Annotated in this window: 18 protein-coding genes; 16 read left to right on the forward strand and 2 right to left on the reverse strand. The window is 59.3% G+C overall.

Features of this window, described 5'->3' with window-relative positions; translation table 11 throughout:
• The first annotated feature begins 7 nt into the window (after nt 1-7).
• The 15 genes from cybH to YUO_RS44825 all read left to right on the forward strand — a co-directional run bounded on the left by cybH (nt 8) and on the right by YUO_RS44825 (nt 16,551).
• On the forward strand, nt 8-736 hold the full coding sequence (gene cybH, locus YUO_RS0119300; protein WP_028348764.1) for a Ni/Fe-hydrogenase, b-type cytochrome subunit: 729 nt from the start codon (nt 8-10) through the stop codon (nt 734-736).
• A gap of 12 nt (nt 737-748) precedes the next feature.
• The gene (locus YUO_RS0119305) at nt 749-1,333 is read left to right on the forward strand and encodes a HyaD/HybD family hydrogenase maturation endopeptidase (protein ID WP_028348765.1); all 585 of its coding nucleotides are present in this window, start codon (nt 749-751) and stop codon (nt 1,331-1,333) included.
• Nucleotides 1,334-1,349: 16 nt separating this feature from the next.
• On the forward strand, nt 1,350-1,640 hold the full coding sequence (locus YUO_RS0119310) for a HypC/HybG/HupF family hydrogenase formation chaperone (RefSeq protein WP_028348766.1): 291 nt from the start codon (nt 1,350-1,352) through the stop codon (nt 1,638-1,640).
• Nucleotides 1,641-2,112: 472 nt separating this feature from the next.
• Nucleotides 2,113-2,931, forward strand: coding sequence for a hydrogenase expression/formation protein (locus YUO_RS0119315; protein WP_225673238.1), 819 nt, complete (start codon nt 2,113-2,115; stop codon nt 2,929-2,931).
• Entirely contained in the window at nt 2,928-3,143 is a 216-nt protein-coding gene (locus YUO_RS0119320) for a rubredoxin (RefSeq protein WP_028348768.1), read from the forward strand. The genes YUO_RS0119315 and YUO_RS0119320 overlap by 4 nt, the downstream gene beginning before the upstream one ends.
• Nucleotides 3,133-3,663 carry a [NiFe]-hydrogenase assembly chaperone HybE gene (hybE, locus tag YUO_RS0119325; protein ID WP_063830304.1) on the forward strand — a complete coding sequence of 177 codons (531 nt, stop codon included), beginning with the start codon at nt 3,133-3,135 and terminating at the stop codon, nt 3,661-3,663. The genes YUO_RS0119320 and hybE overlap by 11 nt, the downstream gene beginning before the upstream one ends.
• 137 nt (nt 3,664-3,800) lie before the next feature.
• A complete protein-coding gene (locus YUO_RS0119330) occupies nt 3,801-4,754 on the forward strand; it encodes a nickel-dependent hydrogenase large subunit (protein ID WP_347335938.1) in 954 nt (317 codons plus the stop codon).
• Nucleotides 4,747-5,088 carry a hydrogenase maturation nickel metallochaperone HypA gene (gene hypA / locus YUO_RS0119335; RefSeq protein WP_028348771.1) on the forward strand — a complete coding sequence of 114 codons (342 nt, stop codon included), beginning with the start codon at nt 4,747-4,749 and terminating at the stop codon, nt 5,086-5,088. The genes YUO_RS0119330 and hypA overlap by 8 nt, the downstream gene beginning before the upstream one ends.
• The gene (gene hypB, locus YUO_RS0119340; protein WP_028348772.1) at nt 5,088-6,047 is read left to right on the forward strand and encodes a hydrogenase nickel incorporation protein HypB; all 960 of its coding nucleotides are present in this window, start codon (nt 5,088-5,090) and stop codon (nt 6,045-6,047) included. The genes hypA and hypB overlap by 1 nt, the downstream gene beginning before the upstream one ends.
• On the forward strand, nt 6,044-8,308 hold the full coding sequence (hypF, locus tag YUO_RS0119345) for a carbamoyltransferase HypF (protein ID WP_028348773.1): 2,265 nt from the start codon (nt 6,044-6,046) through the stop codon (nt 8,306-8,308). Before hypB ends, hypF begins: the two co-directional genes overlap by 4 nt.
• A 1-nt stretch (nt 8,309) precedes the next feature.
• Entirely contained in the window at nt 8,310-8,546 is a 237-nt protein-coding gene (locus YUO_RS0119350; protein WP_028348774.1) for a HypC/HybG/HupF family hydrogenase formation chaperone, read from the forward strand.
• Entirely contained in the window at nt 8,543-9,682 is a 1,140-nt protein-coding gene (gene hypD, locus YUO_RS0119355; protein ID WP_028348775.1) for a hydrogenase formation protein HypD, read from the forward strand. Before YUO_RS0119350 ends, hypD begins: the two co-directional genes overlap by 4 nt.
• Nucleotides 9,682-10,728, forward strand: a complete 1,047-nt coding sequence (hypE, locus tag YUO_RS0119360; protein WP_028348776.1) for a hydrogenase expression/formation protein HypE — start codon at nt 9,682-9,684, stop codon at nt 10,726-10,728. The genes hypD and hypE overlap by 1 nt, the downstream gene beginning before the upstream one ends.
• 380 nt (nt 10,729-11,108) lie before the next feature.
• Nucleotides 11,109-12,443, forward strand: a complete 1,335-nt coding sequence (gene hemN / locus YUO_RS0119370; RefSeq protein WP_028348778.1) for an oxygen-independent coproporphyrinogen III oxidase — start codon at nt 11,109-11,111, stop codon at nt 12,441-12,443.
• A 2,515-nt stretch (nt 12,444-14,958) separates the two neighbouring features.
• Nucleotides 14,959-16,551 (forward strand): carbohydrate porin, encoded by a 1,593-nt coding sequence (locus YUO_RS44825; protein WP_083754631.1) that lies wholly within the window; start codon nt 14,959-14,961, stop codon nt 16,549-16,551.
• Between the two features lie 587 nt (nt 16,552-17,138).
• On the opposite strand, the gene YUO_RS0119385 is transcribed toward YUO_RS44825, so the two are convergent.
• Nucleotides 17,139-17,570, reverse strand: a complete 432-nt coding sequence (locus YUO_RS0119385) for a hypothetical protein (RefSeq protein ID WP_028348780.1) — start codon at nt 17,568-17,570, stop codon at nt 17,139-17,141.
• Between the two features lie 466 nt (nt 17,571-18,036).
• Nucleotides 18,037-18,957 (reverse strand): TauD/TfdA dioxygenase family protein, encoded by a 921-nt coding sequence (locus YUO_RS0119390; protein WP_028348781.1) that lies wholly within the window; start codon nt 18,955-18,957, stop codon nt 18,037-18,039.
• 1,419 nt (nt 18,958-20,376) lie between these two features.
• On the opposite strand from YUO_RS0119390, the gene YUO_RS46320 reads away from it, so the two are divergent.
• A complete protein-coding gene (locus tag YUO_RS46320; protein ID WP_156908682.1) occupies nt 20,377-20,787 on the forward strand; it encodes a hypothetical protein in 411 nt (136 codons plus the stop codon).
• Nucleotides 20,788-21,614 lie beyond the last annotated feature (827 nt).

Raw genomic sequence — 21,614 nt, forward strand, 5'->3', positions numbered from 1 at the left:
AGGCGGCATGTTGGACAAATCTCTGCAAGCGCTAACCGCCGCTGTCACGCTCGACCCCGTGCGCTCCAGCAGCAGCGAGCGTGGCGTCGTCTACGTCTACGAGGCGCCCGTGCGGCTGTGGCATTGGATCAACGCGGCGGCAATCCTGGTGTTGAGCCTCAGCGGCTATTTCATCGGCAGTGCGATACCAACCATGCCCGGAGAGACAAGCGACAATTTCCTGTTCGGCTATATCCGTTTTGCGCATTACCTCACAGCCTATGTGCTCACGCTCGGCTTCCTCTTGCGCATTTACTGGGCGATCGTGGGAAACCCCTATGCTAAGCAGATTTTCTACGTGCCGCTCTGGCGCAAGAGCTATTGGCGCGAGGTGTGGCACGAGATTCGCTGGTACGCTTTCGTTGCGGCCGAGCCGAAAGAATACGTCGCGCACAATCCGTTGGCCCAGCTTGCAATGTTCTTCATGTTTACGCTGACGATCGCATTCATGATCGTCACCGGCTTTGCACTGTACGCGCAGGGCACCGGCAACGACAGCTGGCAGTACAGGCTGTTCGGCTGGGTGTTTTCGATTTGGCCGAACAGCCAGGACGTCCACACCTGGCATCATCTCGGCCTGTGGATGATCATGACATTTGCGCTCATCCACATCTATACAGCAGTTCGCGAAGAGATCGTGTCGCGCCAGAGCATCGTCTCCTCGATCATTTTCGGCGAGCGCGAATTCCGCGATTGATTGACGATGCAGATGCCAACTCCGGAGAACACCAAACGAATCCTGGTGCTCGGCATCGGCAATATCCTGTGGGCCGATGAGGGGTTCGGCGTTCGGGTGGTGGAGCAGTTCCACCGCCGCTACGCCGTCCCTGGCAATGTCACCATGCTCGATGGCGGCACGCAGGGGCTCTACCTCGTCAACTTTCTCCAGGAGGTCGATTGCCTGATCGCGTTCGATGCCATCGATTATGGACTCGCGCCCGGGCACTTGAAGCTCGTGCGAGATGAGGAGGTGCCGAAATTCACCGGCGCCAAGAAGGTGAGCCTGCATCAGACCGGTTTCCAGGAGGTCTTAAGTGCGGCCAACCTCCTTGGCCGCTGCCCGCGAGAGCTCGCTCTAATCGGCTGTCAGCCACTTAATATGGAGAATTGGGGCGGGCCGCTGACGGCTCCGGTGCGCACTCAGATTGCGCCTGCGATCGAACTGGCTTGCGAACTGCTGGCGCAGTGGGGTTCTCCGGCAAAACTGCGGACCGCGCCGCTACCTCAGTCGGATCGTCTGCTCGCGAACGATATCGACCACGCAAACTATGAGAGGAGGGGGCGACCGATCTAGCGGCTCGCGGATTACCATGTGCCTTGGCTTGCCAATGACGATTATTGAGACCGACGGCATGTCGGCGCTTTGCGAATATGGCGATGAACGGCGGCACGTCTCAGTCATGCTGCTCTCCGAGCCGCCGGTCGGTGCCAAGGTGCTTGTCCATATCGATACCGCGGTGCGGCTCTTGGATGACGACGAAGCTCGGCTGATTGCGGACGCGCTTGAGGGCCTTTATGCGGCCCTCAATGACCATGATTGCGATCTTTTCTTTGCAGATTTGATCGCTCAAGAGCCGCAATTGCCCGAGTACCTGCGCTAGCCCGGTGCCGCCTCCCGGTCACTGCCTGCCCATCTTTGCCCATATCAGCGGAATCCGAATTTGAAGCCGAAACAAGCTTCACGAGGAATATCTCGAGCGGGTGCTGATCCGAGCGGGAACGCAATCGCGGAAGAGCAACGATTGGCACGTCCCTTGCTACACCTCATCCAGCAGAACCATGGAATATCAGAGTGGCGGCTAATGGACCTTCAGTCCGGGAAACATGATCTGACGCGGCTCCGTCTGTTCGAGGTGGGGACCGCAAGCGTCCCACAAGCGCGAGACACTCGGCATGATCGCCAAGATCCGGGAGATCTCTATCGACCGCATTTCGAAGCTCATTGATCGCCCGCGCGCCAATGGCGCGTTCGTGGACATAAGTATCATCCCTCTCAGCACACCATCGGAACGTCGCATTATGAAACAGGTTTCCGGCTCGCGCCCGATAGCGCCGAGAAAATGCGAGCGGCCGATGCGCGTGTTTCCTATCGCCGCGGAAAGTCTCCACGCAGCCCATAGCGGACTAACGGCTGCGGGGGCGCTCGCGAAGCCCGCTGCGCTCAATGCCATCGAGCTGGCAAGGAACTGTCCGAACGCCATCGCGCTGTTGTATTCCGTCGCGGCTGCCGTTGCCGGCCAGAAGAGCGATGTGCCGACGCAGCTGTTCCGGATCGGAAATCTCAGCGATCTCGAGCGCAGGCTGATTGCGGAAGTGCTTGGGGAGGGCGATCTCGCCGGCGTCGTTGCGCTGCCGGGTGGCCGCGTGGCGCAAATCCAGGAATCGGTACTTGCGGGAATCTGGCGCGTGCGCATCGAGACCGACACCGCACATGAGTATGTCGAGGTCGGTGCGATCCCGGAGATCGTTCGGCGCGCCGCAACCGATCTGACGTCGAGGGATCTCATGATCGGCGCGGCACCCGACGGCGCGATGAACGTGCTACCGGTGCTCACGGAAATCCGCGAGCGGGCACTGGCCTGGCAGCCCGGTATGCGCTCGCACATCATCAACTTCACCCTGCTGCCGATGAGTCCGGTCGACCTGGCTTTTTTGCAGCAAAGCGTCGGAAACGGTCCGATCCAGATCATCTCGCGCGGCTACGGGAGTTGCCGAGTGCTTGCGACGGGCATCCGGAACGTCTGGTCGGTGCAGTTCTTCAATGCCATGGACACCATCATTCTGGATACGCTGGAAGTCGGCGGCGTGCCAATGGCTGCCTTGGCCGCCGAGGAAGATTTCTGGGGTTCCGCCGAACGCCTGCAAGAAATCATCAAAGCTTACGTCGAATGACGAGCTTCGAGAATTTTGGTGTCCGGAAGGATATCGCAAACGGCGCGCGCATGGAGTGCGGCATCTGTTGCATCGTCTACGACCCGGTTGAGGGAGATGAGACAACGCAAATTGCAGCGGGAACGCCTTTCGGCGGGTTGCCAGAAAATTGGCGTTGTCCAAACTGCGATGCGCCCAAATCGAAGATCATGGCGATTGAAGATGACGCCTGACCGCGAACGGCATTCCCGCAGGAGCATGCACGTCGCTGCGTCGGCGTGGGGCGAGATACTCGCGGCAGTCTATCGGGATATCGCCGATCGTACCATGCGCGACCTGCCGATCTTCAACGAGGCCTTGAGCATCGAAGCGATCGGCTTTCGCGCGCGCGAGGGCAGGGTCGTCGGCATGATGGTCACGCCCTGGTTCATGAACGTGGTCACACCCATGCGTGACAGAACTTCGCATTCGCCTCCGAGCCCGGGATCGAACCTGCGCTTGCGATTTCCGGCCGGCGAGATCGAATTCACCGTCAGTGAGCTGGCGCTCGTGGGCTCGATCGCGAGCTACTCACTGTTCTCGCCGATGTTTGAGTTCAAGGATATGACGTCCGCGCGCGCCACCGCCGAAGCAGCGCTGGCGGCGCTGATGTCGCCGGCCAATCGCCCGGCGTCACATGGGCCCGATGCGCGACATGGTTCGATCGACCGCCGGCATTTCTTGCGCGGTGTACTGACGGAGCGGCGCGCATGAGCCTCGCCGTCCGCAACCAGATCGATGTTACCGTATCGCTTGCTGGCGACGCAATTGCCGCGGTCGAGATTCTGCCGCGCGTCCGCCCGCCACTGGGGCGGCTGTTCGCCGGCCAGCCGGCCGCTTCGTTGCTCAACGTGCTGCCGCGAATCTTCTCGTTGTGTGCCGCCGCGCACCAGGTGGCATTCCTGTCCGCGATCGAGGCGGCGCGCGGCGAAACCATCAGCCTTGCGACGCGACAGCATCGTATCGTTATGGTCGTTGCCGAGCGGCTGGCGGAATTGCTGCGGGGCCTGTTTGTCGGGCATTGCGCGCTGGATACCACCAGCGCCGCAGCGATCCGCGCCCTGATGGAGGGGGTATCGGCACTTCTCAGCAGCGCAGAGCCCAGCTGCGGCCAGGTTCGACGCGAGGTAACAGCGCGGGTTGCGATTGCGCTGGCAGCGCTTGGCATAACGAACGAAGACGGAGCGCCGGCGCTCGGTAACCCACTAGCGCTTAGCGTCGCGGCTCTCGAGGAAGACGCGTTGAACCCAACGCCGATGCAGCAGTCGTTTTTGTCCGTTGCTGACGACCGCGACGTCATTGAACGGCTCGTGGATGATGCAGGATTTTGCCGCTGTCCCCACCTTGAGGGCCGCGTTCCCGAAACAGGTGCGTGGGCACGCCAAATGATGCGTGATCAGCTCACGCTACGCCGGTCGGGGCCGGCCGAGCGGCTGAAGGCGAGGATTGCGGAAATCGTGCGGCTGCACGCTTGGCTCGGCCCCGGTGCTCATGTTGAAACAGCAGAGGATGGGATCATCGAAAGCTACAGGCTGGGGCCGGGCCGTGGTGCGGCCGCGGTCGAATGCGCCAGGGGACGTCTCTATCACGCGGTTGAGCTTGATCGTCAGGGGCAGATGTCGCGCTTCCAATTTCTTGCCCCGACCGAGTGGAATTTCCACGCGCGCGGACCGCTTGTCCGCGGCCTGCAAGGCGCGGTGCTGGCCGCGAAACCACAGGCACAGGGTGCCGTTCGCGCGATGGTCGGATCCTTTGACCCTTGCCTTGGGTTCACTCTGAATTTTCGCGAAATTGGCGATGCATGAAATGGCGCTTTGTGAGGGTATCGTCGAGATCGTCGAGGAGGAGGCGCGCCGGCGATCATTTTCCAGGGTGAAGACCGTGTGTCTGGAGATCGGGGCGCTGAGCCATGTCGCTCCCGAAGCGATGAAGTTCTGCTTTGCGGCCGTTGCCGCGCGGACCATCGCCAATGGCGCGGTTATTAAGGTCGTCGAATTGCCTGGTGTCGCCTGGTGCATGGCCTGTTCAAGGAGCGTTGAGATTGCGCAACGCTGTGAGCCGTGTCCCTGCTGCGGCAGCTATCAGCTGCAGGTGACCGCGGGCGAAGAGATGCGGGTCAAAGAGCTGGAGGTCGACTAATGTGTACCGTATGTGGCTGTAGCGAAGGAACGCCCTCCATCGAACGCGCCGACGCGCAAAGTGCGCAAACCCAGGGGCATCACCATGATCATACGCATGATCACTGCGGTCACCACCATGATCATAGGCATTGCGGTCAAAAGATGCATGATTCTCAGAACCATTACCACGGCCATGATCACCATCATGATCATAGCGGTCAGCATGCTCAGCGCGGAGGGGCGCTTGGGGATTGCGGCGCCGACCCGGCCGGCTTGAAGATCGCGGGTATGAGCAGGGAGCGAGTCATTCAGATCGAGCGCGACATCCTTGGCAAGAACAATAGGATCGCCGCCGACAACCGCGCGCGCTTCCTGGCCGATGACCTGCTCGTATTCAATCTTGTCTCCAGTCCGGGCGCAGGCAAAACCTCGCTGCTCGTCCGCGCCGTCTCCGAGCTCAAGGGTAGCCGCCCGGTCGGCGTCATCGAGGGCGACCAGCAGACCTCGAACGATGCCGATCGCATTCGCGCAACCGGCGTGCCCGCAATCCAGATCAATACCGGCAAGGGCTGCCATCTCGATGCTGCCATGGTCGGCGAGGCTTATCGCCGCTTGCCGCCGCTCAAGGGCGGTATTCTCTTCATCGAGAATGTCGGGAATCTAGTTTGCCCCGCGGCGTTCGATCTCGGCGAGGCCTGCAAGATCGTCGTGTTCTCGACCCCCGATGGTGAAGACAAGCCGCTCAAATATCCGGATATGTTTGCCGCATCGTCGCTGATGCTGATCAACAAGATTGATCTGGCGCCGGTGATCGACTTCGATTTAGCCCAGACCATCGAATATGCGAGACGCGTCAATCCGAACATTGAGGTGCTGACGGTTTCGGCGCGTACGGGCGAGGGCTTTGCCGCGCTCTACGCTTGGATCCGGAAGCAGGCTGCGTATCAGAGGCGTCCGGTCCAGGACGCATTGCGATGAGCGCGAGCAGCGACGCCATCATCCGCGGCGGAACGCGGCTGCGGGTGCGCGTTAGTGGCGCCGTGCAAGGTGTCGGCTTTCGTCCATATGTTTATGGTCTCGCTACCCGCTATGGGTTGACCGGGTTCGTCGCCAACGATCCCGATGGCGTGATCATCGAGGTTGAGGGCGACCGTACGTGCGAGTTTGTGGCCGCTTTGCCACTCGAAAGGCCTCCATTGGCGCGGATCGACCACATCTCCGTTCAGAAGATTGGCGCGCTTGCAGCGAAAGACTTTTCGATCCGCGCCAGCGAACACGGGAGGGTGTCCACCCGAATCGTCGCCGATGCCGCGACATGCCAGCAATGTCTTGATGAGTTGTTCGACCCGAACAGCCGCCATTACCTCTATCCCTTCATCAATTGCTCTCATTGCGGCCCGCGCTATACCATCGCCGAACGGCTTCCCTACGATCGCCGCAATACAGCGATGAGGAAGTTTGCGATGTGTGCCGCCTGCGCGAGCGAATATGCCGATCCGGCGAGCCGCAGGTTTCATGCGGAAGCGATTGCGTGTCCGACATGCGGTCCTCGGCTTAGTCATGGGATCAACGACATTGCCACGGCGGTCGACGGCGGCCAAATCGTTGCGATAAAGGGAGTTGGCGGGTACCTGCTGCTTTGCGACGCTCGCAACCATGACGCCGTGCAGCGTTTGCGCAGGAGGAAGCAGCGCGACCAGAAGCCGTTCGCGGTCATGGTCGGTTCCGTAGAACAGGTCAGCGAGATTGCGGAAGCGAATGCCGCCGAGCTGCCACTGCTCGAATCCGTCGCCCGCCCGATCGTTCTGCTGCCGTCGCGCAACAATCTAGCGCCGGCGATAGCCCCCGGCCTGTCGCGCGTCGGCGTCATGCTGCCGGTGGCCCCGTTGCATCACCTCATCTTCTATGCGCTTCGTTCGACAGGTGCATGGCATGGGGTTGAAGGTCCAGTCATTGTCAGCACCAGTGCTAATCCCGGCGGCGAACCGCTCCCGATCAACAACGCGGAGGCGCTGCGGCGGCTCGCGGGCATCGCCGATCTTATTGTGACCCATGATCGCGATATTCTGACGCGCGCCGATGATTCCGTGGTGGCGGTAGTGGCGGGGCGGCGCCAATTCATTCGTCGAGCCCGCGGCTATGTTCCCGAACCGATCCGGCTTGCGAGGTCTGTGCCGCCCGTGCTCGCCGTCGGCGGCGCGTTGAAATCGACCATCACGGTTACCCGGGGCAGTGAGGCCTTCGTCTCCCAGCACATCGGCGATCTCGATACGGCTGAAGGCATTCGCTTCTTCGAGGAGACGATCGGGCACCTCACATCGACCCTCGACATCGATCCTGTCGTCATTGCCCATGATCTGCATCCCAACATGGCGACTACCCGCTTTGCGGAAGCAAGCGGCCGCGCGCTGGTCGCTGTCCAGCATCACCACGCGCACGCTGCCGCCGTTATCGCGGAGCATGGCCTTGGGCGGCCTACGCTCGCCCTTCTCCTCGACGGCTATGGTTATGGCTCCGACGGCGGCAACTGGGGTGGCGAGCTATTGTTGTGCGAAGGCGCCGGGTTCCGACGGATCGGGCATCTCGCGCCCTTGAAAATGCCTGGCGGAGATCGCGCAGTCCGCGAGCCTTGGCGCATGGCGAGCGCCATATTTCACTTGCTGGGACGGAAAAACGAAATCAGGCTGCGCTTTGCAGCACAGCCGCAGGCCGAGCGTTTGCCGTCATTGCTCGATCAGCCCAGCGTGACGACCACCAGCGCGGGCCGGCTGTTTGACGCAGCAGCGGCGCTGCTGGGGATCGCGACTTTGCAAAGCTATGAGGGCGAAGCCGCCATGAAGCTCGAGGCGTGTGTGCGGCGGACTGCGGTGCTTGAAGCGGGCTGGATGATCGATGGCGACGTGCTGTCCTTACGCCCGCTGTTTGCGCGCTTGATTGCAGACAACGTCGGTGCCACGGAGGGAGCCGGGCTGTTTCATGGCACGTTCGCCGCTGCCTGCGTTGACTGGGTCGCGCGCGCGGCGCGGACAACGGGCGTTGCCACCGTCGTTCTGAGTGGCGGCTGCTTCCTGAACGCGGTACTCGCGGAAGAAATCCAGCGCGGCTGCATTGCGGCCGGCCTCACTCCGCTGCTCCCACGGCGGGTTCCGCCCAATGACGGTGGCTTGAGCCTCGGACAAGCCTGGATCGCCGCTCTGCAGATTGCAGAACGGCCGTCAGTCCTGGAAAGAATAGCGTGATATGTGTCTCTCGGTACCAGCTGAGGTCACGAAGATTCTTGCCGACGACCTTGCCATCGTATCCATCGACGGCATCAGCAAGGAGATATCGATCGCGCTCATCGACGATCTCGCGGTGGGAGACTACGTCCTTGTCCATGTTGGCTACGCCCTGGCTAGAATCGACCCGGCAGAGGCCAAGCGCACGCTGCAGCTCCTACACGAGCTAGGCAGCGTGGGGCATGAGCTCCAGTCATGAAATATGCCGACGAATTTCGCGACAAGACCATCGCGCAGGGGCTTGCGCGCGCGATTGGCGCCGAAGCCGAGTCGCAAAGGGAATATCGGTTCATGGAATTCTGCGGCGGACACACGCATGCGATTTCCCGCTATGGTCTGGAGGATATACTGCCTGCGAATGTTTGCATGATCCACGGGCCGGGTTGTCCCGTCTGTGTTCTCCCCGCCAGCCGGATCGACATGGCGATCAGGCTCGCCGAGCGGCCGGAGGTCACTCTCTGTGTTTATGGCGACCTGATGCGCGTGCCCGGTTCGCAGGGAAAATCCCTGCTGAGCGCCAAGGCGTACGGCGCCGACATACGGATGGTCTACTCGACGCTCGACGCAATCCGGATCGCAGAACAGGCGCCGAATCGGGAGGTGGTCTTTTTTGCCATTGGATTTGAGACCACGACGCCGCCGACGGCGGTGATGATCCGGCTTGCCGAGAAGAAATGGCTGAAGAATGTCAGTGTGTTCTGCAATCACGTGCTAACTCCCGCCGCGATGCATAATATTCTCGAGGGTCCGGATATCCATAATGGCGGGCGGATCGAAATTGATGGCTTCGTCGGGCCTGCGCATGTCAGCACCATCATTGGCACGAAGCCTTACGAGGTCCTCGCAGAACAATTCGACAAGCCGATCGTGATCGGGGGATTTGAACCGCTCGACATGATGCAGGCAATTCTGATGCTGGTGCGGCAGGTGAACGAAGGCCGATATGAGGTGGAGAACCAATACAGCCGTGCCGTGACGCGGAAAGGCAATCGACGCGCCCAGGAAGAGGTATCGGATATCTTCGAACTGCGTGACCACTTCGAATGGCGCGGGCTCGGGCTCGTACCCCATAGCGGACTGAAGCTAAAACAGGCTTACGCTCAATTTGATGCGGAGATGCGTTTCGCGATGCACGAAGTACGTGTTGCCGACAATCCGGCGTGCGAGTGCGGGGCCATCCTGCGCGGCCTGAAGAGGCCGGTCGACTGCAAGCTGTTCGGAACCATCTGCACGCCGGAAATCCCGATAGGATCCTGCATGGTCTCGTCGGAAGGCGCCTGTGCCGCGCATTGGACGTATGGACGGTTTCGCGATCATCAATTGAGGCGGGCGTGATGAGAGCAATGGCCTATCAACGCAAGCTCGATATCAAGAACGGACGCGTCGACCTGTCCCACGGCGCCGGAGGGCGCGCGATGGCGCAGCTGATCTCCGGCCTGTTTCACGAAGCCTTCGGCAATGAATGGCTCGCCCGCGGCAACGATCAGGCGGCCTTCGATGTTGGCGCTGGCAGAATGGTGATGACGACCGATGGCTATGTCGTTTCGCCGCTGTTCTTTCCCGGCGGCAATATCGGATCGCTCGCGGTCCACGGCACGATCAATGATGTCGCGATGGGCGGCGCGCGTCCGCTCTATCTGTCGGCAAGTTTCATCATCGAGGAGGGCTTCCGCTTCTCGGATCTGAAGACGATAGCGGATTCGATGGGCGAGGCCGCGCGCGCCGCCGGCGTTTACATCATCACGGGTGACACCAAGGTCGTCGAGCGCGGGAAGGCGGACGGCATGTTCATCTCGACGACGGGGGTCGGGGTTTTGGCCGATGGGCTCGATCTCTCCGCGGAGAAGGCAAGGGTCGGCGACCGCGTGCTGGTCTCTGGCAGTCTCGGCGACCATGGTGCGGCGATCATGTCGAGGCGTCAGAATCTCGCTTTCGAGACCGAGATCGTCTCGGATTCCGCAGCGCTGCATCATCTCGTAGCACTAATGGTTGCGGCGGGCGGCAGCAGCATCCGGGTGATGCGCGACCCCACGCGCGGCGGTCTTGCCGCGACGCTCAACGAGATTGCGCATCAGTCGGGCCTCGGGTTCCGTCTGCAGGAAAAGGCCATTCCGGTGAAGCCGGCGGTTGCCGCCGCCTGCGAACTCCTTGGGCTTGATCCGCTACATGTCGCCAACGAGGGCAAGCTCGTTGCCATCGTGGCGCCTGATATGGCCGATGCCGTGCTTGCAGCTATGAGGGCGCATCCGCTCGGGTGCGATGCGGCTGATATCGGCGAGGCCGTAGCCGACAATCATCGGTTTGTGCAGATTTCAACCAGCTTTGGTGGCGGGCGAATTGTCGATTGGCTATGGGGAGAACAATTGCCGCGGATCTGTTGAGCACAATTGCAACTTCTGCCATTTCGGTGTTGCTTTGAGGAGATCGCCCGGGCGATTCCTCGTAAAGCACTCGCTCGCCTCGAGCGCATCTATCAAACCGAAGATGCGGGATGGGCCTCGAAGGCAAAATGGCGCGCATGTCAATCCTTCACATCAAGCACTGCTTCAACATCAGTCGTGTAGTAAAGTCCTTCTCTTCACAAACATCAAACGACTGTCAGGGAGTAGCTATCGCTCCCGCTATCATGCTAACCGGTCACCTTAGCAGGGACTTTGACGGAATGCAGATTTCGCAGCTAACGCCGATCGTTTGATATGGCGCAAAGACACAGGGGAGCGCAGCGGTTAGGGTGATTCTATATCGTCGTGGGAAGTAACCGTTGCAGGCCTCAATCCTGAAAAAGTACTGCGATGCCCGCCTGCCTTGGTACACCATCTATCCAACTGTACCGGAGTTCTCCGCGGAGGTCGGTGCACAGGATTGTGAGAAATGGCTGAGGCGCCTGCCGCCTGACGACTCCGTGTCGCTCTATTTCCACATTCCGTTCTGCCGGTCGATCTGCTGGTATTGCGGCTTTCCTACGGCCACCAGTCGCCGGGATGCGCCGATCCTCAATTATCTGTCGGTGCTGCGTGAGGAGATCCGTTTGGTCGCGGAGCAAGCGCCGCAAGCGCTGCCCGTGAGCGACGTGCACTTCGGCGGCGGAACGCCGACGGTCATCGCGCCAACGGAGTTCCTGGCCCTGATGGAACTCCTGCGCCGCCGCTTCGCGTTCAGGAAAACGGCTGCGATCGCCGTCGAGATCGACCCGCGCACGTTCACGGTCGACATGGCCGAAGCCTTAGGAGCAGCCGGCGTGAACCGCGCGAGCCTCGGTGTGCAGAGCTTCGATCCCATCGTTCAAAAAGCGATCAACCGGGTCCAGAGTAAGGCGCAGACCGCCGCTGCCGTCGAAAATCTTCGCCAGCACGGAATAAGCCGCATCAATTTCGACCTTATTTTCGGTCTCCCACATCAGACGGTGCAGTCCTGCGTTGAGAGCGCGACGACGGCGGTCGCCATGCGCCCGAACCGGCTTGCGGTTTTCGGCTACGCGCACGTTCCTTCGTATATGAAACGTCAGCGCCTGATCGATGAGGCAGCACTGCCGGACAGTGCTGCCCGCTCCGAACAGGCCGCGGCCGTGGCCGATACGCTCGTCGCCGCCGGCTACCACCAAATCGGGCTCGACCATTTCGCCTTGCCGGACGATGAGCTCGCGCTGGCGCAGAAAGCCGGTCGCCTGCGGCGTAACTCCTTGGGTTACTCGGCCGACACCTGCAAAACCGTAATCGGCTTCGGCACGTCGGCCATCGGCCGTCTCGGCGAGGGTTACGTCCAGAACGATGTTGCAACAGGCTCCTACAGCCGGCACATCAGAGCAGGCCGTCTGGCGACGTCAAAAGGCTATCGTCTCACCGATGAAGACCGCGTCCGAGCCGCGATCATCGAGCGGCTGATGTGCGATCTGGAGGCCGACGTGCCGGCAATCTGTGCCGCCCACGGATTTGATGCGAACCCTTTTCTCGATTCAGCTGAACGCTTGGCGATGCTCGCCGAGGACGGGATAGTCGACATCGAAAAGGGTTTCGTCCACGTGAAGCAGGAGCACCGCTTTGTCATTCGCGCTGTTGCTGCCGCATTCGACGCTTATCTCAACCGTTCACCCTATTAACAAGCAGCGTAAACGGATCCAAATCCATCACCGCTCGTCAGACGGCGCCTCGACCATGTAGAAACGGTTCTATGCAATCTGATCCAGACTGCCCTCGGTGCGGCAACGATGCCGACGGCCTCTGCGAGCGTCACGTTGGAGACCTGGCACCGCCGTAAGCCTTGGCGCCGTAATCGCCCGGCTGGCCGCTTGGCGAGAAACGATCAACCGCGTTGAGCCGGAGCTGGCGGGCTGGATTAGCTTGTAGCACTCTGGGACGTCATCAAGGCTCGTCCGCGTTCGGTCCTGAGATCAGCGGCGCGCCCCCGACAGAAACCGGCCCTTGTGGTTTAGTCGATCGCACGGGTCTCCTGGCCGACTCCGAAACGGCATGGCCAGGACGATGAACATGAGGAGGAGAAGCCGTGGGTGCCGGACTCTGCAACGAGTCGACCCGTAAAGTGAGCGCTGCGATTTGATCCGAGATTCGTGTTAAATCGGCCAGCTGGGCGCTGATGCTGCGGCTGAGTTCCGCGAGCTCATCGCTAGTCTTCTGTTGTCCCGACTGAATCTCCGACAGGGCCGCTCTGTCCTCAGGTGACAAGCCTGGCATTGGGGCAACTTCACGGGCCGCCGACATCTCGACAAAGTGTTCGACGTTGGTCCAAAAATAGGCTCCTGCAGCGCACAGGCCAACGAGGATAACTACGAGCACTAAAACCCACGGAACGCGTCTCGGCGACGTGTGCAATACCGGCGGCAACTCCGAACCGGTTGCTTGATCCATCATCTCCATCATCCCTCGCTCGATGTCGCGGCCCGTGTTGGCTTTTCTCGTTGACGCGCTATCACACGATGGTCAAGAGCTGCAGCGAGTCGCGACCATCGACAAATCGTTATCCGCAACGTTGCCATCATCGTTTGGTCATCCACTCCTATGATCGGTGCGATGTGACACTTTTTGCGCATGGCCGGCTCCTACATCATAGCGCTACTGCAAAGCAATACTTCTCGTCTTCATCGGCCATGGCGCAGCATTTCCTCGCCATTCAGAAAAACTCTGCGAACAATCTCCATTTGCCGGCCCGAATGCGAGCCAGTCGTTATTTCCTGAATTATCGTTCAGGCTCGTATCGAGCCAGGCATCGCCACTTACCGTGGCCCGCAAGTCCGTCCCTTGACGAGACGCGCCATTTAGAGCTCTACGAGCTGTCGATTGGGTCCACTCTTCACGCGCCGGAATATTCGGCTCGTGCCCAAATACTCTTGAAGCTATCCTGGCCTGCGCAGTCGAGTACGGAGTACAACGCCAACTGTGTTGAGCCCAATTACACAGAAAAATCTTGGGGAGAACAAACCCATTCGGCGGGTCCGGCGGCCCGCATAAATCTGCAAGATCAATGATGCCCGTCCTCTCGCCTACGTCACCGCATCCTGAGGATGATCGTCAATGGTCACCCGAACGACGAACTCAGCCAATTCTTACCCGGGCTATCTACGCAGCCCTTCAAAGCCGTCGCTTGAAAACGACGCTAATGATGCAGATCAACAAATCGCGGTTTCACTGCGTTCCCGCTGAGGGATGGGCGCGTAAAGAACTGAGCGGCTGCAACGCTCACGAGTGACCGCCGCCCGGTTTCCACCGGACCGATGCCACCATCGCCGGAGTTCGTCTAGTTGCCGAGGAGGCCTCATCCGGAGCAGCGAAACAGCCACGATCCCTGCATCGACAGGCAACGCCTTGCCACCCAGTCAACTACTAACGTTAGCAGTTGGAGGAGATGACGGACACATGGCAATTGGCGGTTGATGAAGGTCGCGCGGGTCACACGTCAAGGAACTGGGATGCAATATAGAACTGGCCGCTCCAACGGCCCTGATGGATGTGCCAACACGTCTGCGGCTATCAAATCGGCTCCAACCGCGATCTCTCCTTTCTTATGCATGCCCATGATGGACCTTGCACAGGTTTCAAAGTCTCTGGGCTTCGGGCCTCTCAGTTGCCTCGTCTCTCCGCTGCCGCGATGCCAGTGAAGCATCATGGAGCCAACGCGTCGTCGCTGGCGTGCGAGCCCGGCTTTCTGATGACTGCTATCTTCTCGAAGAAGAGGTCTTCTTCGATCAGAATGCGGCACGGCCGAAATCCTTATGCTTGTGGTGGAAGAGGCGGGCCGTTCGCAGTGTATTGGTGGCGAGGACCGCAAGGCGTCGTCCGCGCCTCGCCACTATCTCGCCGAGCGAAGGCACCGAATAAAGCCGGCCGCTCTCGACACCGAGGCAGCGCAACAGAACTGCGTTGGAACAGTCGATTAGCTTGGCCGCGGTATGGCGTGCTCGACACGTGCGTCGCCGATCAAGCCAATAGCGTGCAGGCGAGGTCGGGAAGGCTCAGCGGGTATCGCTGAGATAGACAGGCCGATTGCTGCCAAGCATCAGCCTCGGAGCCTACGGACATTAGAAGGTTGGGGGCAGCTCCGGGCCAATCAGGCCGGAGCGCAATTCATTCAAGACTAGCAATACGGACGCGGAGTTCACTATGCATGGTTACTTTGTCGTGGCGACGGCTGCGGCACACGTTTTCAGCTTTCGATCAACTACGAAGCAAAGAGGGTTTGCTATCGCACTCTCCGTAGCAGCGAGTCTCGTCGGCAGTTCGGCGCTGGCACAGACTGCCAATGGGCCTAAGCCAAAACGCGACATTGCAGATGAGGTTGCTAAAAGAAGAATTGAGCGGGAGTCCGATTCGGTCGCAAAATTCCGAAGCCGCCAGCTCAAACGAGCAACGCTTCTCGTCGGTAACTCGGCGCTAGCACAAACTGCCAGTTTGTCTTCCGCAAAGCGGGACAGTGCGGATGAAATTGCTAAGAATAGAACTCAAAAGGAGATCGACCCATTCGCAAAGTTCGAGAACCTCCGCGAAAAAGGCATGTGGCTCAATATCCCTGGTCCTGCCGATACGATAGATCAGGATAAAGGCGGCGTTAGATCCGCGCTGGCAGACGTCGGGATCGGCTACGTTGGCGGGACAGTAGTCAGCGTCATAGACAATCAACTGCCAAATGCAGCCAGAGCCACCACCGCCAATCAGCTATACATGGGCCATAATCCGACATTTAGTACCGTAAATTTCATGATAGTGACCTACGATCTCAGCCGCTTTGGAATTCCCGATGGTCAGATCATCGTGGGAGCCGAGCAGCAATACTGGACATGGAAACCCGGTGGGCCAGATAGAGCAGGTCTCAATACGTTGGCCTACTACCAGACGTTCTTCGACAGGAAACTCGAACTCAAAATGGGCTACCTCAGAAATGTAAATGAGTTCGCAGGCACATTGGTCGGAGGGAACGCAGGAGCAAGCGTTTTGGCCCCCTCGTCGAATATCCTGTATCAAGCTGGCATGAGCAACAATGCCGCGCCTACGCCAGCTCTCAACGTGAAGTACAATTTTGATGATCACCTATATGACAAGGTCTCAATCCAGCGCTCAATCAGTCCAGACGGTCAGTATGCGCAGATCAGCGAAAATCCCGCCGGCTTAAGCTGGAGCACGGCCAACGCGGGCATTCTTTTGCTTGATGAAATTGGCTACAAGAACAAAGCTGCTCCGGGCTCACCCGAGACCTGGTTGCGGGCGGGCGCCGGTTTCAATAACAGCAGCTACAAGAACTTGCAGTATCCGCAGCAATCGATAGCCGACGCGAACAGCGTCTACTACGTCGCAGCGGACAGGCAATTCTGGCAGTCTGATGTACAGGGCTCGCCATATCGTGGTATCTATGGTGGGTTCTCCGTAATGTACGCTCCACCTGACCTAAACAAAGTAAGTCAATTTTACGAGCTTCGTCTCTATGCGAAGGGACTGTTTGACAGCCGGCCCAGTGATCAGATTGCTATTGTTGCCACTAACACCGTCTGGAGCAACTTTGCAGTGGACGCTGCCTTGGCTAAAGGGAATCTCGTGCATCGCGACAGCACAGCCATCTTGGGTACCTATACCGCGCATCTGGCACCCGGGATATATGCAAGTGTAGGACTGGCATACATCAACAACCCGACGAGCATTACACACACGCGCCAAACGGGACATGCTCTGAATTTGTTGGTGTCTACCTCGATATTCTTCTAAGTCCTCAAGGCTAGTATGACTCTAAAGTTCGCCACATGAAGTGGCTCCAGCTAAGGAGCAGTCCCAAACGCTGCATGACGCCGAACACTTCATCGCAAGCTGCCAAACGCTAGCACGACGCGGCGGAACCTTGGTGGACAAGATTACTGTGGTCCATCCGATCGGGCCTGGCGAAATCGCCGAAATTGCAGGAGCGCTCTTCTGATCACAATCGTCGGATCGCGCCCCGCGAGGCTGACACGAGCCCATGAGCATCGAAGGCCATCGCCAACCCTGTCCGATTCACCTGAGATAGTGTTGCAAAAGTCGAAAGTTGCAGGGCTCAAGATTTTTTGCGAAAGCACTAAGCAGCAAGCGATCGCTGATTCGTATGACCTCAATCGCGTTATCGAGTGGCATGTGAATTTTGGGTGAGGCCGTGAGGTCCCTCACATTTCGTATACGAAGGTCGCGCCCACTGCTCGCAGAATTTTGGTGATCGGCGAAAATCGACTTTTGCAACACAATCCCCCAGAAAGCGGACCGCGCGTCCTTAGTGATGGTCTTCGGCTTGAGGCCAATAGCCGGCGTTCAGTTCGCTCCTAGCCCTAATCGCGGGGGCCCTGCCGCGGCTGCGGATTGTTGGCAGGGTTGGTATCGTACTTCGATATTCGCGTGATGAGCCCGCTAGTGGTGAGCGGTTGCAAGTCCGCCTCCAGCGCGTCGGCAATCTCCTTGGCATAGATTTCCCGGTCGTCTACGTAGAGTGCAAAGGATTTCAAATACTTTTCCTTCTTCACTGGATTCTCGATCGTCGCCTTTGTCCACTGGTAGAGCGGATAAGTTTCGACTCCGTGCTCTTCTGCCGCGGCGACATACTCCGCAAAGGCATCGAACTGGCATTTCGGTGCAGCGCGATGCTTGGCAAGAATATCGAACAGCGGTGCCAGTGCCGGAACACGAAGCTTTCGGCCTACCGCTTCCGCCGTAGCGGAATCATTCACATCGAACCTAACCTGATACTGCCAGTGAGAAGCCACGCTACGCTCGCCTTCGCACCCAATTTTCTCCTGTTGCCATCGCAAGGCGCTAGCGCTTCCTCACGAGAAGGTCCGACATGCATTGTATCACAAGCTGGCCGCAATGTCAGGCCGACCGTTGGGTTAGTAGCTCCTCGTTTTCAAGGCTCTCGTTAGACGAACGAAAGTCGATCACCACCCGTTAAATGCCGCTGCCGATCTCCTCTATGCCATCGCTTGCCGGAACCTTGAACTCAACTCGTTTTCCCTCGAGTTGATTACCTCGGCCGTCGCGCACACGTGGTAGCCTAAGGCGTGGCGGCGCAGTGCTGTACGTCTACTGCAGCGCCGACCGCGCTCTTGATGAGGCTCGCGAAAAATCAGATCTTCGTCAGACCCGCGCTGGCCGTTTGACCTCAACTAGTACAAGCAGCGAACGCGGCAGCATAGTCCGTAACGGCCGGATCTCCGTGAATGTGCGAGCGCGTCATGGGGGCGGCTGCTTGGTGACCTTTACGCGCGTTACACTACACCGGCCATCAATGCTGACAGGCACGTCACCCTCGATGGTGGCGCGACGAACGACGCGATGCTGGTCGCCGTAATCATTGACAGCATAATGGTGCGTGGCGCGGTTATCCCAGATCGCGACATCGCCCTCCCTCCAGTTCCAGCGCACGGTGTTTTCGGGCGCGGTGATGTGAGCCTGGAATATATCAAGCAGCTTTTGGCCGTCATATTTTGGGATGCCAAGAAAACGCTGTACTAAAGCGCCGAGCACTAGCGTCCGCTCTCCGGTCTCGGGGTGGACACGCACGACGGGATGCTCGGTCTCGAAGATGGTTCTGGTGAAGACCTCGTCAAAATGCTTCTTATCGACCTCGCGGACTCGGGCCATTCCGGCATAGTCGAAGACGTTGCTGTGAACGGCCCAGAGCTCGTCTGCAAGCCGTTGCAGCGGTGGCGGCAGATCGAGATAAGCGGCCGCGGTGTTCGACCAGACCGTATCACCGCCGAATAGTGGGATCACAACGGCCCGCAGCACCAAAATCTTGGGATAGGCTTCGGCGAAGGTCCCATCGGCGTGCCACACATCGGCCCGGCCACCACCGCGAGCGGAGTCAAGCTCGAGGAGCGATGCCGTTCCCTTGGCAACGCCGAGCATCGGATGCGGCACCAGCTTCCCGAAACGGGCAGCAAATCGCTCCTGCTCGGCATCGCCGAGATGACTTTGGTCGCGGAAGAAGATCACCTTGTGGTCGAGCAGCAAGCGGTTGATTGCCGCGATCGTCTCGTCCGGCAAATCGCTCGAGAGCTTGATATTTCTGATTTCGGCGCCGATGCGCGCTGCGCGTTTGACGATATCGGTACGCGGAATGACATCCTCGATCAAGGTCGTTTCGCTCATGGATGTTCCAGCCTTTGCGGTTTCTTCACCAAACGAACGTATTCAGCTGCGACCCGGAATCGGTGAACACTACGTTGCTAATCATCACAATCCGCGGCAATCGGGCAGTCGGAGCGCTGTTCGTGCGATGCCCAAGCGCGTATCGCAGCGGATCCGTACCATTTTCGATGGGATGCGCCTGAAACTCGCCGGTGCCCCTTGCCTCTGTGCAGCATTAGCTTGGTTGAGGATCGACGATCCGCAGATTCAACTTCGAAAAGTCTCATCGAGATGCCTTCGATCATTGGTTTGGTGAAACGTCTCTAGGATCGCGGATACGATCTCGTCCTTTTAAGAAGATACGAAGCGCCTGGTTGCGGGCGGACGGCAGGTGACGTTACCGGCTTTCAAGGCAGACCTCGCATTTAGCGAGTGATCTCCAGCAAGCACCGTGCCAGCCGCGAAAACGAGCCGCGAACGATTACCTGCCGGCAAGAGCGCAAGGAATCGGGAAAACCGCCACGACGTCACGGATTAGGCCGATAATTCGACCAGATAGCCGGCTAGCCCGATGGCCAGCGCGCGCGAAGAAGCAGAGCCTAACGATACGTGAGGTCGAGCGCCTAGGTCGGCGCCAACGCACAGGGAACGCTGATCGTCAGGCATCCGTCCGGCTCAGCTGCACGAGAGGCGATAGTCATCAGATGAGCTTCCATGTTTCAACATCAGACACGTCGGGTTCAAGACGGAGGTGTCGGAGATCTGACAACCTGCAGCGTCGATCCAAAGGCATGCTGGCGGCTGCGCGTGTTGTTTCTCGTGAAGCAAGGCACACACCAAATTCCGGCACCATCGCGGCACCCCTGATCTCCATGTGGTGGCACCTGTCATTCCTGAGCTGCTCCGGCGATAGCCGACCGCCCGATGCGCGTAGACCCAGATCAAGTTACGGGTGCTGGTCGACAATACCGCCGGCACATCGTTTGCAGCTCTCCGCGAGTGATCGAAGATCCCGTCACGAGAACATCGCGGTTCACGTTTGCCGAGGTTGTTCCCAAGAGAAGAGGACCGTGACCCCGCCTCGCTGCTAGTGTTCTGTCCCGCAACTTCGTAGCATGGTTATTGCATGAGTTCCGGGTATCCCGATGAAGGAGATACCGATGCGCACCGGACGGGAAGGCGATGCTGACGATTTCCAGCGACGAAGACACGCAGCTCACGGCCATAACACGGTCGCGCTCGCTGTCGCGGCGCTGACGCAGCGAACAGAGATCGTGCTGGCCTGCCAACGTGAGCCGAGCAACATCGTCTTGGCGACGCGGCTTGGTGGTCGGCCCCATAGGATCGGCAAACGACCCAATCGCTTTATCGCCAATCGAATCGCCGATCATCTACGATGAGACGCGTACCAGCGGACCCCGCGCGGTTGAGAGTGAGGCTGTGGCCGAGCTGATCAGCAAGACACTGCTCGCAGGCCCAAAGCCGCAATCCATTGGACCGTGCGCCGATCTAAAGGGACGGACATTGCCAAAAGCACCGTTCATCGCCTATTCCAACTCTCCGGTTTGCGGCGTCACTGTACCCGCAGCTTTAGACCCTCGACCGATGCTTTTTTGTCGAGAAGTCCCGCTTCCGGAAGATTGGAAGGCGATGGAGGAGATTGCTCGCATGAGTGAGAAGGGCGATGACGCGGCCGCCATCGAGGAGCTGCTCCAACTGCTGATCGACATCCTATCGTCAGCAACTCGGCTTCCGCGCGGCCCAGAAAGCGATGCAGCGTTACTGCAGATAGGGGAACTTCAAAAAAGTGTAGGCGTGGTCCTGCTGAAGCGGTTTTACGATAAAGCATAGCGAGCTCTCATTGCCGTGGGGCAGGGGCTGCCTGCAGACAATCTGCTTCAACTTACGACGGAGCCGCCTAAGGCCCGCAACGAGATGTCGGATCTCGCTTGGCGCTGATGACTCCAGGCGAATCTATACCCGCCCATCGGCCGCCAAATCGTTACAGTCAGCAATCTCGGCGAAGCACAGTGATGGAGCGCGCAGCTTCGGCACGGAGGCGCACATCAGAGTCGAGCTCTTGGGCTGCCGCGAGACTTGGCATCGCTGCACTTCACGTGCCAGCGTGGTGAAGACGTGAAGAAAATGCAAGGGGCTATCCGCCGAAAGGCGAGAATGCGCAACAGCTCCCATACTTCCTCCGCGGTCCGAGAAGGGGCCGCGATATGCGGCAGAAAGTTCGCTGGTTGCGAGCGGCTTGATGAATGGGGCCCATAACCAGGCAGACCTTGAAGGGAGCACATTGCATATTGCGCACAACGTTCTGTTCGGATTTTAGCTTCTAGACACTCGTGCTGAAGCACCATCGGCTATTTTGTTTCAGGGGAGGGTGAGAGATAGGACGACTACCGGCGCGGCCGTAAAGTCTCTGAACGCCGCCGAGAGGCGGCCGTTTTCTAGAGCCGGCCACTCGGGTCGCTTCCGAAATCGGTCGGTTGTGCCGCCCCTTTCACTCAGCGGCAACAGGACCTCCGAAATTCACCTATCGGTACCGGCCGCATTGAACTCGATAGCTGCATCGTAACTGTCCCGACGCTCAAACGCCTCAAGCCCGGTACGCGAAAAAGCCCGGCACTTTCCACCATGTGTGCTGTGATGATGCCGATCGATTACGCGCT

Origin of the sequence: Bradyrhizobium murdochi, assembly GCF_000472965.1 — a bacterium.
GTDB lineage: Bacteria > Pseudomonadota > Alphaproteobacteria > Rhizobiales > Xanthobacteraceae > Bradyrhizobium > Bradyrhizobium murdochi.

What these genes read in the sequence shown, in the direction of transcription:
- cybH (WP_028348764.1), top strand. Translation starts at nt 8, where the DNA reads ATGTTGGACAAATCTCTGCAAGCGCTAACCGCCGCTGTCACGCTCGAC.
- YUO_RS0119305 (WP_028348765.1), top strand. Translation starts at nt 749, where the DNA reads ATGCCAACTCCGGAGAACACCAAACGAATCCTGGTGCTCGGCATCGGC.
- YUO_RS0119310 (WP_028348766.1), top strand. Translation starts at nt 1,350, where the DNA reads ATGTGCCTTGGCTTGCCAATGACGATTATTGAGACCGACGGCATGTCG.
- YUO_RS0119315 (WP_225673238.1), top strand. Translation starts at nt 2,113, where the DNA reads ATGCGCGTGTTTCCTATCGCCGCGGAAAGTCTCCACGCAGCCCATAGC.
- YUO_RS0119320 (WP_028348768.1), top strand. Translation starts at nt 2,928, where the DNA reads ATGACGAGCTTCGAGAATTTTGGTGTCCGGAAGGATATCGCAAACGGC.
- hybE (WP_063830304.1), top strand. Translation starts at nt 3,133, where the DNA reads ATGACGCCTGACCGCGAACGGCATTCCCGCAGGAGCATGCACGTCGCT.
- hypA (WP_028348771.1), top strand. Translation starts at nt 4,747, where the DNA reads ATGCATGAAATGGCGCTTTGTGAGGGTATCGTCGAGATCGTCGAGGAG.
- hypB (WP_028348772.1), top strand. Translation starts at nt 5,088, where the DNA reads ATGTGTACCGTATGTGGCTGTAGCGAAGGAACGCCCTCCATCGAACGC.
- hypF (WP_028348773.1), top strand. Translation starts at nt 6,044, where the DNA reads ATGAGCGCGAGCAGCGACGCCATCATCCGCGGCGGAACGCGGCTGCGG.
- YUO_RS0119350 (WP_028348774.1), top strand. Translation starts at nt 8,310, where the DNA reads ATGTGTCTCTCGGTACCAGCTGAGGTCACGAAGATTCTTGCCGACGAC.
- hypD (WP_028348775.1), top strand. Translation starts at nt 8,543, where the DNA reads ATGAAATATGCCGACGAATTTCGCGACAAGACCATCGCGCAGGGGCTT.
- hypE (WP_028348776.1), top strand. Translation starts at nt 9,682, where the DNA reads ATGAGAGCAATGGCCTATCAACGCAAGCTCGATATCAAGAACGGACGC.
- YUO_RS44825 (WP_083754631.1), top strand. Translation starts at nt 14,959, where the DNA reads ATGCATGGTTACTTTGTCGTGGCGACGGCTGCGGCACACGTTTTCAGC.
- YUO_RS0119390 (WP_028348781.1), bottom strand. Translation starts at nt 18,957, where the DNA reads ATGAGCGAAACGACCTTGATCGAGGATGTCATTCCGCGTACCGATATC.